Source organism: Paenibacillus oryzisoli, from assembly GCF_001653565.1.
In the GTDB taxonomy this organism is placed as follows: domain Bacteria; phylum Bacillota; class Bacilli; order Paenibacillales; family NBRC-103111; genus Paenibacillus_E; species Paenibacillus_E oryzisoli.
Map to the genome: position 1 here is coordinate 46,625 of NZ_LYPB01000061.1, position 13,057 is coordinate 59,681.

Below are 13,057 nucleotides of genomic sequence, written 5' to 3' on the forward strand. Positions count from 1 at the left end.
GAGGCTGTAACATGATTAAATCAAGGGGTACTAGATTTGGGGACTGGATTATCGCTTTCATTTGTTTCTTGTGTATTTTAATCTGTCTCCTGCCATTGTTGAATATATTGGCACGATCTCTCAGTTCTGCGAGTTCCTTGGTGAAAAATGAAGTTTTAATTCTGCCTGTAGGACTGAATTTCGATGCTTACTCAACAGTACTTGGCGATTCCAAATATACATGGGCTTTATTGTGGACAGCCATACTGACCGTAATTACCACACTTTGGTCGATGTTCATGACGATTATGTGTGCCTACCCGCTTACCTATGACAACCTGAAGGGGAAAAAAATTCTCACAGCACTCATTATCTTTACGATGTATTTTAGTGCAGGTACAATCCCTACCTACTTACTATTGAAAGAGCTGCATCTGCTCAATAATCCCTTAGTATTGATTTTGCCCAACTGCATTAGTGTCTTTAATGTCATCATTATGCGCAGCTTCTTCTTCGGGATACCAGAGAGTCTTAGGGAATCCGCTGAAATCGATGGTGCAGGACCTCTTCGGGTGCTCATCAATATCTATCTGCCGCTTTCCACTCCTGTGCTTGCGACACTGGCTCTCTTCTATGCGGTTGGCCGCTGGAACGGGTTCTCTGATGCATTAATGTTTATGTCTAATAGAACCTACTTCCCTATACAATTATTGCTTTATAACATCCTTAATAGTGTCAGTAGTATTGAAGTGGCAACGCAGGAAGGCTTTTCAAGCCCAGGCCTGTCTGAAACGATTAAATCAGCAACCGTTATGTTTGCGACTGTACCTATTTTACTCATCTATCCATGGCTGCAGCGGTACTTTATCTCAGGCGTCACAATCGGGGCGGTAAAAGGTTAAATCTAACAAAGGATAGGAATTGGCTACGTCAATTTTTATAAAGGAATCCAAATATGAACTAGGAGGAACAACCGTGAAATTTCTCAAAGCATTGTCCGTTCTAGCGGTTAGTACTATTTTTGCTGGAGCACTTTCAGGATGTACAACGAACGACAAACCAACGCCAACAGCCTCATCAGATCCAGTAACTTCATCAGCTCCATCAGCTTCAGCGACTAATGCGCCTAGCAACAACGCTGCACTAGAAAAACTAGGTCTCGATGCCAATCTCAAATTCAAGGAAGCTCGTAAGATCAAAGTAGAGATTTATGATCGTGGTAATCCCGGGGGAACCAAACCAGAGAACAATTTCTATACCAAATATATTAAAGACGGCATGCTGCGTGACCACAATGTAGACGTTACTTTTGTACCTGTACCGCGTTGGACAGAGGGTGAGGCTATTAACAACCTCCTGGCAGGGAATCAAGCGCCGGATATCAGTCTTACCTACTCTTATCCAACCATCCAAACGTACGCCAACATGGGCGGTGTTCTTGACCTAAGTCCCCTTCTCAAAGATAACAAAGATCTTCTGCCAGACATGTGGAAATACTTAACGGAAGCCAACATCTATTGGGACAAGGATCCTAGCAAAGGAACCTTATGGGCAATAGAATCTCGTCTGAACACCCTTAACCGCACGAATACCTTTGTGCGCGAGGATTGGTTAAAGAAACTCAATCTTCAAGCTCCAAAAACGTTGCCAGAATTTGAAAGCATGTTAAAAGCATTTAAAGACAACGCGTCCACACTCCTGGGAAAAGATGCCGACAAGATAATTCCTTTTTCCACGAGCTTTGACGTCGGTTGGCGTACAGATCATTTGACTGCGGCCTATGCGCCCAATAATATAACGGACAAGGACATCTACACGCACGACTTTGACGATCGTCGTTTCCTCTATCCGAACTATAAAGAAGGCATAAAAACGTTAAATAAATGGTATAACCAAGGTCTAGTGTGGAAGGATTTCTCACTTTACCCTGCCGGAGATAAAACGGAAGATAATCTCATGAAAGCAGGCTACGTTGGCGCATTTATGCACAACTGGGATTATCCATATCGTAACGGAGCTGACAGCATTCAGACAGGCCTTCAGAAGCTTGTTGGCCCAGATGCAGCCTATATTGCGGTTGAACCATTTGCCAATGAAGCCGGCGTTTACAAGAAATTTTTATCAGGTCCTGTTGACCGTAAAATATTTTTCCCAGCTACAAACAAAGAACCAGTTGCTTCTCTACTCTATCTAAATTGGATTTCCAAGCTTGATAATCGCGTATTCCTGCAATTTGGAGAAGAAGGTGTAACTCGTCAAACGATGCCTGACGGTTCTGTGAAGACAATTGCAGCAACAGGCGAAAAGATTATGAACTCCCCAGCAAACATCGACTACACGATCACAAGCAACGGTCTTGACCTTGGCGATCCGGCTAAGACAGTCAAGTCAATTGCCAACGGATATGCGGGTATTGATGCCAAATATATTGAGAAAGCGAATCAAATTACAACGCATGATGGTCGCGTAGGCAAAAATGCCAATGTGGGTGCTATTAAGGCAGAAAACGGACAAGGTCAAGCTCTTAAAGAAAAACGTGATACACTCTTGAACAAGGCTGTTGTGGCACCTGTTGACAAGTTTGACGCTGTATATGACGCAGGCATGAAAGATTACCTTAATTCAGGCGGTCAAGCAATTATCGACGAGCGAACAGCGGCATGGGAGAAATCGTTCGGAAAAGAAACAACGCTGAAATAGCATTCTTAAGATTGATAAGCCCAGAGGCTTGCGCATGCAAGCCTCTGGGCTTTTATGGAGGCATGGGATTCGTATGCAACTTTTGAATGATGGTTGGCAGTTTGCAAAAGGGGAACCTGGCGAGTTTGTACCCGTCAGCGTTCCTCACGACTGGTTAATTGGAGATACCAACAATTTGTACAAAGATGACATTGGCTGGTACAAGCGTGATCTAGACGCAAGTCATGTGAAAAACGGACAGCATCTTTTCATCCGCTTTGATGGCGTATATATGAACAGCACGTTGTTTGTTAACGACAAAGAGGTGGGGCAATGGAAATACGGATATACCTCTTTTGAATTTGAAATTACCGATTTTATTAACAAAGACAGCATAAATACCTTGGTGCTCAAAGTCGTCCATCAAGCGCCGAACTCGCGCTGGTATACAGGGGCGGGCATATATCGAGATGTGTTTCTGATTATCAAAAATGCTTGTCATTTTGTATCTGACGGCATCTATATCACTACACGCAAAGTGGACGGTCAGTGGAGTTACGAAGTAAATGTGGAAGTAGAAACCGAAGGAAGGCCTTATCAGGTTCGACACACGCTTTTAGAAAGGGATGACGAAATCGTCGAGTGGGACGTTGAACATCCTAAGCTCTACACCTTGCGAAGTGAACTCTCTGTTAACGATGAGATCACAGATACCATAGATACCCGCTTTGGCTTTAGGACGATCGAGTTTACGACAGATCGGGGATTCTTCCTTAACGGCAGGCATGTCAAGTTAAATGGTGTCTGCCTTCATCACGATCTCGGCGGTTTGGGAGCGGCTGTTTACCCCGACGCCATTCGCAGGCAGCTTGCGATATTCCGTAAAATGGGCGTCAATGCCATCCGTGCAGCTCACAATCCGCCCGCTAGCGTTTTTAACGATATTGCCGATGAAATGGGTTTTCTTGTCATGAGTGAAATATTCGACGTTTGGAAACGTCCTAAAACGAAACATGACTACGCGAATTTCTTTGAAGAATGGGCAGAAAAGGATATGGCCTCTTGGATTCGCCGAGATCGCAACCACCCTTCCATTATCATGTGGAGCGTTGGCAACGAAGTTTATGATACGCATGCAGACGCAGAGTCTGGCAAAGTAACCATGACTTACCTCATGGAATTGGTGAAAAAACATGATCCCCATGGTCATGCTCCTGCTACTTTATGCTCCAACTACATGCCTTGGGAAAACACGCAAAAGTGCGCCGACGTTATCAAATTAATCGGATATAACTACGCTGAGCCATTATACGAAAAACATCATGCTGCTCATCCGGATTGGATCATCTATGGCAGCGAGACTTGTTCCACGGTGCAAAGTCGAGGCATTTATCATTTTCCACTATCCAAATCAATCTTAGCTGACGATGACCTGCAATGTTCGGCTCTCGGCAACAGCTCCACAAGTTGGGGAGCCAAAAACGTAGAAACATGTATCCAAGCAGATGCAGATAAGCCTTTCTCTCTTGGACAGTTTATTTGGGCGGGTCAGGACTACCTTGGCGAGCCAACTCCTTACCACACCAAGAACACCTATCTTGGACATGTAGATACAGCAGGCTTTCCAAAAGATTCATTCTACTTATTTAAAGCGGCATGGACCGACTATCGAAAAGCGCCCTTCGTCCATCTGTATCCGTACTGGGATTTTTCGGAAGGCCAGATCATTGACGTAAGAGTCTGCTCCAACGCTCCTCAAGTCGAATTGTTTGTCAATGAGGAGAGTCAAGGTATTGTACCGCTGGATCACGATAAAATCGTTGCAGATTGGCAAATTAAATATCGCACTGGAACGCTCCGCGCCGTGGCTTACGATGGCAATGGCGAACAGATTGCAACGCAGAGCAGGACCTCTTTTGGTGATGCTGTGAAGCTGCAGCTAGAGAACGAAATTATAGGGGAGCTTATTTTCACAACGATTACAGCCTTAGATTTGCAAGGGAATCCCGTTGACAATGCCAACTGTCGTGTCCAGGTGTCCGTCGAGAACGGAACACTGCTTGCACTGGATAATGGTGATGCTACCGACTATGACCAGTACCAGACGAACTCCAGGCGACTATTTAGCGGGAAGTTGCTGGCCATTGTAAAGCGGGTTGGTCGTAGAGCTCCTGTCGTTCGTGCATTATTGGATCAGCGTGAAGTGCCTATTCGTAAAATTGAATTATCAATGGACGGTTACCATGTGAGTGCAAAGACGTTTCCAGAACATGCAACTTATAGCGACTTATACTGGCGGGTCACAGATTCTGCTGGCATTGATAGCCAGTTGGCTACGATTGTGGTAGCTGAAGATGGACAAACCGCAACCATCAAGCCTAGGGGAGACGGTGAAGTTTTTGTCCGTTGTTCCCCTAAAAACGGCGGCAATCATTTTGCTTTTATCTCGATGATTACCCTAGAAATTCAAGGTCTAGGAAAGCCATTTATGAATCCTTATGAGTTCATATCTGCCGGACTTTACAATGCTAGCCAATGGCAATGAGCGTGGCGTAGCTACGTTAAGAGATGGCGAAAGTCATGTCGGCTTTCAAAACTTAGACTTTGGAGATTACGGGTCGGATGAAATCACGTTACCTCTATTCCCTTTGAGTAAAGAACCTTTTACTTTTGAAATTTGGGAGGGAATGCCTTTGAAGGGCGGCCAGCCTCTCACCACCATCCACTACGATAAAGGTTCAATTTGGAATACTTACCAAGAGGTGATCTGTAAGCTCCCGAGTAGGTTGATCGGTGTAACTACCTTATGTCTTGTGTTTAGCCAAAAGGTACACATCAAAGGCTTTACCTTTTCCCGGTATCAAAAGGCGTTCCAAAAATTGAAAGCCACTGAAGTTTCAACAGTGTATGGCGATTGCTTTACCATTCGAGAGGATACGATTGAACAGATAGGGAATAACGTATCGCTCGTATACGATAATATGGACTTCGGTGAATTAGGCGCAAGACAAATTGAAATTTGCTGGCGTTCACGTATAGAACAAAATTCGATACAGCTTGTGTTTACTGATAATGGCCAGCGTGAAATCAGACAAATGATCGAAGTGGCAAGCTGTGCGGATTACACCAGTGCTGTGTTCAAACTAGACGAAACGATTACCGGCAAAAATACCGTGTCGCTCATTTTTCTTCCCGGCTGCAACATCGACATGGGATGGGTTCGATTTATTAAGTAGGTTTGGAGACGCCAAGAGGAGGATGCCACATTGTGGCTTATGGGGCATCCTCCTCTTCTCACTTCTCATATAAAAACAGAAAAAAACCCTATATATCAAGGGTTTCATGTTGTAAATCTGGGATGCGGTCGGAGGGATTTGAACCCTCACGCCTTGTGAGCGCCACCCCCTCAATGTCGAGTGGAACGTTATTTATAGTTAACTATGATGCCTGAGAAGCCTTTACCATCAAGCTTCTTGGGTATTCTTATATTCTCTAGTTTTCTTTTGTTCAGGCTAGTTATTCCGAGTTTGTTGCCAAATATGTTGCCATTTTTCTTTACCAATCTGTATAACTGTTGAACCTTTATTTTATTAAAATCATTGTTAAAGATGAATAATTGGGAGTAGGCTAACCAAAAGAAAGAAAATAACCAAACCAAGAAAAACAACCAAGAATCCAATTAGAACGTTAACCCAAAATGGACGTTCCTGCACATTTTTATTGTTTATCATCATATCTATTTTTGTTTCAACCCGAATCATGCGTTCCTTTAATTCTTGGATTTCTTTTTCATCCATTACTTTCTCCTTCTAACCATGCTTTTTCATAATTTAATCTGATTTCCCATAATAAGGATAATTATACCATCTACGTTTCGTATTGCCTAGCCGAGTAGAACAGTTGCACCCCTATATTGAAGAATGTCTTATGCCTTTTATGCGAAACATACCCCCACTATTTTCTTTTATTCATTGATTGAACTCCTATCTCCATTTGAAAAGGATTGTAACCTCAGAACGATTGCAAATGGTATTGATGTTAATCTATCGCTATCGCATTTCAACAAATAGAGCAGACTGGATGACTTCATCAATGTACGCACCTTAAAATGATTCAGTGTGACCGCTCGTCTTAAAAAGTAGACCACAATCCATATGGGAATATTGCCTCTTCTTGATGAACTGCATGGAAAACTCTATTTGATTCACCCTCCGTATGACTTAGCATTTAGGCATAATAAAAACCTGCCTTCTAAGCAGGTTTACCAATTTTATTTACTACTAGTTTGAATTGCTGTTACCTTTCCATCTTCAAAATATATATACCCCATACGTTCATATACCCATTGTTCACTAGTGCCATACTTTGTAGTAGTCTTGTTCGTGCGACTAGGCTTGCCCCAAGTGGATTTTTCTACTTGTTCCGCTGTCATTCCTATCGTTGGTTGTACTGGCGTAGGCAAGGAAGCTATTCTAGCTTTATCTGCACGATTATCTTGAATTTCTTTGGCATATTTCTTTTGTAGCGGTTTAATTTCACTAGATAGCAAACCATCGTAATCGTCATCAATATTTGCCAAATAGCTTATCATACAGTCATTTTTTTCGTAACTTGAACACTTTGTTGTTAGGGCAAAATGATAGTCATATAATGCTCTAACTGTTTTGTTCTTTTTCAATGTGTCAGAAGCGAAATTCCACATCTTATTAGAGGAATTATCTTTAATATGAGTAACTAGTTGTTCATAAAATCTATCTGTTTCTAACTTAATCTCCTTTGACAATAATCCATTGTAGTTTTCTGGAATAGTGAGAATCATATCTCTTGAAAATTGAGGGTTAGCATCTTTTGTCTGAAACGCTGTAATGTAGTTATATAATACTGAATATGTGGAATCTTCCTTATCATATTTGGAGTTATTGATTATTGCTTTGGCACTTTTGTAATCCTTTTGATTGATGAGATTTGCTATTTCATTCAATTCCGCTTGTATAAAATTGGCTTTAACTTTGCTCTTCCAGTCATTTATCTTTTCCTTCAATACTCCTTGATAATCATCAGGTATCGCCGCTATATCGTCTATCACAGTCTTATATGCAGACAAGTCAGATTCCCCATTACTTATCTTTTCATATTTCATATATGCAACTAGGAACTTTTTCAGTATTTCTCCATCTTTATACTCCTTTACTACTTCAACGCTTAAACTCGCATCTTCCCATTTTTCGTCATTGATTAACCCAATTACCTTTGAGTATTCTTCATCTAGGTTTATTTGACTATTTACATTTACAGGGGAAGCCTGTTTTGTGTTACACCCTACAACTGTCAGCAAAGAAAGAGTAACTAAAATGGAAAGTATTATGTTTCTCATTGGTTATGTCCTCTCAATTTTTAAATATAAATGAACAATATGTAATTTATATCCATTTAGTAGGATACTTCTTCTGTGATCTATTGTCAATGCAATTTGATAATAGACTAAAAGAGGTAATGGTATTGAAAAGGATTGCTATCATTAAGACAATAATGGGAAAAATCATAAAAGCACGCAGAATAAAGCAGGGTTTAAGCCAAGAAGATTTGGCAGGAATATGTGAAGTTGATCGTAGCTATATTAGCCAATTGGAAAGAGGGCTTAATGAGCCTTCTGTAAGTAAGCTATTTGAGTTATGCGAAGGTTTGAATATGAAGCCCTCAGACTTTATAAAATTGGTTGAAATTGAATATGAAAAGCAAAAAAGCGATTAACTCAATATTTGAAAGTTAGCCAAGCTATTCTATACCTATTGATTTTAAAGCGTAAAAAATAACAACTATCAAATAAATAGGTGTTATTTTTTACGAAATTAAATTAAAACACTACAAGTTAAATACTGCTCCATTAACCACTTGTTTGGGAAAGTCAATCTCTAACTCCATCAGATTATTTGCTCTTGGAAACTGTAACTGTTCAATCATATGTTTTCTGCTTTGAAGTGTTTTAGGTGAATACAGCTCTTTTAGGACAAATTCGCCAAAAGTTTCACTTATCATTCTAAAGCCTAATATTGTTTCCGCATTACTGATGCTTTTTTGTTGTTTTAACCAATCGAGAGTTAACTCGTTATCTATGTTTTGGAAGGTTATGCCTTCCAGTATTGGCTTGGTTATGTGTTCAAAAAATTCTCTTGTTAGTAGTTCAACTGCTCTTTTCTTTGGCGAGAATTTTCGAATGTCTGCATCAGAAGGGCTAACTTCAAGCCTGAGAATACCCTCTGCCTGTTTTATTGTATCGTTTGATTCCTTGTCATTTATGCATTGTTTGGCTTTGTCATAGAACATAATTCGACTACTTTTGTTTCCAAAGATCACAGTTTCATTATGATTATAGACATTCGTGTTTTTGTATGGCATTCTTCGTTTTGCCAGTTGCATAATGTAATCGCTTACGTTTGAGCCTACTTGAAAGTTCCAACAAACATCTACTCTGCTTGTTATTGTCCATTCAGAAGGGTCTACATCTATATGTAGTAAGTTATACAAATGATTCCTTAGCTTCTTAAAGAAATTCGCTACATCTTCTTGACCAACCATTTGAATGTTATTTCCAAATAGAAACTTTGGAATGGATAGTTGTAATGATAATATCAGGCTTCTACTGTTATAGACAAGATAAGGTATCTTTTCGTCTTTCAACTTATATACAACGTTGATTTCACCTGTAGTTCTGTCCAAGTAAGTTATAGATTCTACCTTATCAACTAGTTTTTCAAACACTGAATCATCAATGTAAATATTATTAGCCTTTAATTTGATTGTATCAAACAAACATTGAATACTCCCTTTCTTTAGAAATAATAGTAGTAGCGGCGGAAAAATTTTCCCCAGAATTTAGCATGTTATAAGAATCAGGCACTAGCTTGATTTCCTACTTGTATTCTCTTAAAGCTTAGTCCCAAACTATTTATAGGAATAATATGTTCTTTACGTTCAAGAAGGTCATTTATTCCCCTTGTATTATCAATTAAATACTTGCTATGAACTACTTTTATAGAATACTGAGCAGTTTCATATTCTTGGGGTGTACCATTTTGAGTCTGGATTATTATTGATAATCCATTACCCAAGTTATGGACTTTTCCAGTATTTATATTGTTACATGCATTTACTGGAACGCCAACACTTTTTAAATATTCCTTTACATCTTTAATACTTGCAAATTCTTTCACATTACCAAACTGCTTATCCCTAATTTCAAGCATATAGCAGGGCTTAGCATTTGCCTGTATTGAACCCTCTTTTAAAGATTGGACAATTATATTATCCCTTGTATAATTGCCAATATCACCAACTCTTCCAATTGAAGGTTTATCTGAATTATCTCCTGTTTTCTCAAATATAGCTGTCTGATTTCTCCAATCACCCATCCATTTTTTGTCATTAGACAAGTCATCAACAATTTCCTTAATTCTATTCCAACCACAACTGACATTTTCATAAGGTGAAATAATATAGTTTTTTTGACCACGCTTATACACATTTTTGGCAGAACTTTTAAGTTGGTAAATAGCTAAATCTTCTAATCTTTTTCTCGCTTTATACTGCTTTTGATAATCCCTTCGACAATCCAAGCAATGACTATTCTTTTCAATAAAATCTTTGAATTTCTTCTCTTCCTTGCATTTTGTGCATTTTTTCATTACATCTATTTTTGTCATTTAGCAATCCTCTTCCATAATGTTTTTTCAATTTGACATTAAAATCTCATACGCAAATACAACTATTCTTGTTTTCCTTCAAGCCATTTAATGAAAACTTCTTTTCCAACCAAAATTCTCTTACCAACTTTTGCAATGTGGAATTGTCCAGAATTTACGAGTTCGTATGCTTGTACTCTTCCTATACCCAAGATGTTTTGAATATCCTTTACGGTCAACACAGAAGGGTATTCAAGTTTACTGATGTAGCATGTCATTCTATTTAGTCACTCCTTTCTGTCAAGTGAATACGAGCCTCATTCTAATGAAAAAGGTTATCGTGTAATTTTTTTAATTTTCTTCATAATATTAAGAATTTCTTCGTTATACTTTTCATAACGTCTATAGTTATGTACACCAAATTCATCATTTTCAAAATTCACTACATAGATTAGAAGATCAAGTATCTTTTTGGATTCGCTATTTGATAATATTTTGATTACATTAGTTAGCAAATCTCTGTTATAATCTGCTTCTTGTTCATTGTCATCTTCAACTAGACTTTTTACTCGCAAAAGTATTTCATCATTTTTTCTTGAAATGTGCTCATGAAATATTTCACTTGTATTTTCGTACTCTGCATGCATAGTTTGGAAATATGCTATTTGTACTTCCATTTTTTCTGAATCATTTAGTTCCTTTTGAAAAAAGGATTCTTTTAACCCAAAATGCTTAGATAGTTGCTTCAAACGAACTTCGGGTATGTTTCGTTTTTGCTTTAGCCAGTCGTTTACAGTTTGTCTACTGACTCCAAGACTCTGGGATATTTGATTATAATTGGTTTTATAAACCTTTATAATATATTCAAGTCCAATCATATTATCTTCCCTCACTATATTTAATGTTGACTTACATTTGTAAGTCTAGTATTATCGTATCATAGCCTGTTCTCGAATGTCAAGGCACTAGAGCGGCATTTAGACTTACATTTGTAAGTCATTAAAAACTCAGTCTAGGATGGTGTCAAAATGCCAGTATTCAAAGATCAAAACGCAAAAAAGAACTCATGGTTCTATGTTCTTGAACTAGGTAAAGATGCAAATGGGAAAAGGAAAAACAAAAAGAAAAGAGGATTCAAAACAAAGAAGGAAGCTGAGAAGGCACTTGTAGAGGCACAGAGTGCATTGAACAAGGGGGAATACATCGAGCCTTCTAAGATACTCTATAAAGAATATCTAACTCAATGGTTAATTGAGAAACAACAAACAATAAAAAGGCAATCAGCGAAGACTACCGAACAAATAGTTAGGACTCATATTGTTCCTTCAATTGGTTGCATCCCACTATGCAATCTAAATACTTTGCATATTCAAAAATTCGTCAATGAACTACATAAAAAGGGCTTGGCAGATGGGACAATTAAACGAATCTTTAATGTGGTCAACACTTCATTAAACAAAGCAGAAAAGTTACAACTCGTTCAGAAGAACGTAGCTTCTACAATTGACAAACCAAAAGTCAATCACAAAGAAATGAAAGCTTGGGACGTTAACGAAGTTCAGCATTTTTTGGAATTAGCTAGGAATAACCGTTATTACATAGCATTCCATCTAGCCATAATGACTGGAATGAGACAAGGTGAAATTTTGGGGTTAAGATGGCAAGATGTTGATTTAGAGGGTGCTTTGTTGAGGATAACCCAAACCATCAGCCATGATGGAAAGGAGTTCGTACAAGGGGCAAAATCTGCCTCAGGAGTTCGCACCATCGCTTTACCCCCTGAGACTGTCACTGCACTTAAAACCCATCGCCATATGACCTCACAGGAGCGTCTACAGATAGGGGAGATGTATCAAGTCAGTGGATTGGTAGTTTGTACATCGAAGGGGACTAAAATGCTTCCTAGAAGTTTGAGTACAGTCTGGGCTTCGTTACTGGGGAAATCAGGACTTCCTAAAATTCGTTTCCATGATCTGAGACATACTCATGCTTCATTGATGCTAAAGATGGGGGTACATGCAAAAGTGGTTTCTGAACGCTTGGGACATTCCTCTATACAAATCACATTGGATAGATACTCTCACCTATTACCAAACATGCAGGAAGAAGCGGCAAATGGTCTTGGTCAGATGATTTTCAAGGCTTCAAATGCGCTTTAGTTTAGTAAAGGTTGCCAAGATGTTGCCAATTCTGTTTTCCAAGCGAAAAACACGTATGAAAACGATGCTACTAAAAATAGAAAAAACCCTTATCGAATAAGGGTTTTAAACTGGGATGCGGTCGGGGGGATTTGAACCCCCACGCCTTGTGAGCGCCACCCCCTCAAGATGGTGTGTCTGCCGTTCCACCACGACCGCTAAAGAAAGTATACTGGGGATCTAGGATTTGAACCTAGGCATGACGGAGTCAAAGTCCGTTGCCTTACCGCTTGGCTAATCCCCATTAAGTAGGGAAAAGGGCGACCGATGGGACTTGAACCCACGAATGCCGGATCCACAAACCGGTGCGTTAACCCCTTCGCCACGATCGCCACAGTAGGAATATTATTCCCTAAAAACTAGATACGAAACTTCAACGTAAGTCTTACTCTTAGGATAAAGCATATGCTTCCGAAGCCAGTTTTCCTCCGGAAAGCTTGAGGTTAAGCCCTCGACCGATTAGTATTCGTCAGCTGCATACGTTGCCGCACTTCCACCTCGAACCTATCAACCTCGTCGTCT

Annotated in this window: 12 protein-coding genes, 3 tRNA genes and 1 rRNA gene; 6 read left to right on the forward strand and 10 right to left on the reverse strand. The window is 39.5% G+C overall.

What is annotated here, in order from left to right; translation table 11 throughout:
• Positions 1–11: 11 nt before the first annotated feature.
• From A8708_RS13215 to A8708_RS36455, 4 genes are all read left to right on the forward strand, one after another.
• Entirely contained in the window at positions 12–881 is an 870-nt protein-coding gene (locus tag A8708_RS13215) for a carbohydrate ABC transporter permease (RefSeq protein ID WP_068664058.1), read from the forward strand.
• A 73-nt stretch (positions 882–954) separates the two neighbouring features.
• Entirely contained in the window at positions 955–2,679 is a 1,725-nt protein-coding gene (locus A8708_RS13220; protein ID WP_068664059.1) for a sugar ABC transporter substrate-binding protein, read from the forward strand.
• A gap of 73 nt (positions 2,680–2,752) precedes the next feature.
• Positions 2,753–5,203 (forward strand): glycoside hydrolase family 2 TIM barrel-domain containing protein, encoded by a 2,451-nt coding sequence (locus tag A8708_RS13225; RefSeq protein WP_239696663.1) that lies wholly within the window; start codon positions 2,753–2,755, stop codon positions 5,201–5,203.
• Complete coding sequence (locus A8708_RS36455; protein ID WP_239696664.1) at positions 5,157–5,894, forward strand: carbohydrate-binding protein; 738 nt, start codon at positions 5,157–5,159, stop codon at positions 5,892–5,894. The genes A8708_RS13225 and A8708_RS36455 overlap by 47 nt, the downstream gene beginning before the upstream one ends.
• Before the next feature lie 366 nt (positions 5,895–6,260).
• On the opposite strand, the gene A8708_RS13230 is transcribed toward A8708_RS36455, so the two are convergent.
• Both A8708_RS13230 and A8708_RS13235 read right to left on the reverse strand, forming a co-directional pair.
• Positions 6,261–6,455 carry a hypothetical protein gene (locus A8708_RS13230; protein ID WP_068664061.1) on the reverse strand — a complete coding sequence of 65 codons (195 nt, stop codon included), beginning with the start codon at positions 6,453–6,455 and terminating at the stop codon, positions 6,261–6,263.
• A 473-nt stretch (positions 6,456–6,928) separates the two neighbouring features.
• Positions 6,929–8,032: a hypothetical protein gene (locus A8708_RS13235; RefSeq protein ID WP_068664063.1), complete on the reverse strand. Its 1,104-nt coding sequence runs from the start codon at positions 8,030–8,032 to the stop codon at positions 6,929–6,931.
• 155 nt (positions 8,033–8,187) lie between these two features.
• On the opposite strand from A8708_RS13235, the gene A8708_RS13240 reads away from it, so the two are divergent.
• On the forward strand, positions 8,188–8,409 hold the full coding sequence (locus A8708_RS13240; RefSeq protein ID WP_082927479.1) for a helix-turn-helix domain-containing protein: 222 nt from the start codon (positions 8,188–8,190) through the stop codon (positions 8,407–8,409).
• A 111-nt stretch (positions 8,410–8,520) separates the two neighbouring features.
• Here A8708_RS13240 and A8708_RS13245 read toward each other — a convergent pair whose 3' ends face one another.
• From A8708_RS13245 to A8708_RS13260, 4 genes are all read right to left on the reverse strand, one after another.
• Positions 8,521–9,468 carry a hypothetical protein gene (locus tag A8708_RS13245; protein WP_068664065.1) on the reverse strand — a complete coding sequence of 316 codons (948 nt, stop codon included), beginning with the start codon at positions 9,466–9,468 and terminating at the stop codon, positions 8,521–8,523.
• Between the two features lie 80 nt (positions 9,469–9,548).
• Positions 9,549–10,358, reverse strand: a complete 810-nt coding sequence (locus A8708_RS13250) for a hypothetical protein (protein WP_068664067.1) — start codon at positions 10,356–10,358, stop codon at positions 9,549–9,551.
• Positions 10,359–10,420: 62 nt separating this feature from the next.
• Positions 10,421–10,615, reverse strand: a complete 195-nt coding sequence (locus tag A8708_RS13255; protein WP_068664069.1) for a helix-turn-helix domain-containing protein — start codon at positions 10,613–10,615, stop codon at positions 10,421–10,423.
• 57 nt (positions 10,616–10,672) lie between these two features.
• The gene (locus A8708_RS13260) at positions 10,673–11,215 is read right to left on the reverse strand and encodes a helix-turn-helix domain-containing protein (protein ID WP_068664078.1); all 543 of its coding nucleotides are present in this window, start codon (positions 11,213–11,215) and stop codon (positions 10,673–10,675) included.
• Between the two features lie 150 nt (positions 11,216–11,365).
• Here A8708_RS13260 and A8708_RS13265 point away from each other — a divergent pair, with 150 nt between their 5' ends.
• On the forward strand, positions 11,366–12,496 hold the full coding sequence (locus A8708_RS13265; protein WP_068664081.1) for a tyrosine-type recombinase/integrase: 1,131 nt from the start codon (positions 11,366–11,368) through the stop codon (positions 12,494–12,496).
• 116 nt (positions 12,497–12,612) lie between these two features.
• Here A8708_RS13265 and A8708_RS13270 read toward each other — a convergent pair.
• The 4 genes from A8708_RS13270 to A8708_RS13285 all read right to left on the reverse strand — a co-directional run.
• Positions 12,613–12,694: transfer RNA gene (locus tag A8708_RS13270), tRNA-Leu, on the reverse strand.
• Between the two features lie 13 nt (positions 12,695–12,707).
• Positions 12,708–12,779, reverse strand: a tRNA-Gln gene (locus A8708_RS13275).
• Between the two features lie 15 nt (positions 12,780–12,794).
• Positions 12,795–12,867 (reverse strand) — tRNA-His (locus A8708_RS13280).
• A 107-nt stretch (positions 12,868–12,974) separates the two neighbouring features.
• Positions 12,975–13,057: ribosomal RNA gene (locus A8708_RS13285) — 23S ribosomal RNA — on the reverse strand; the annotation flags it as partial.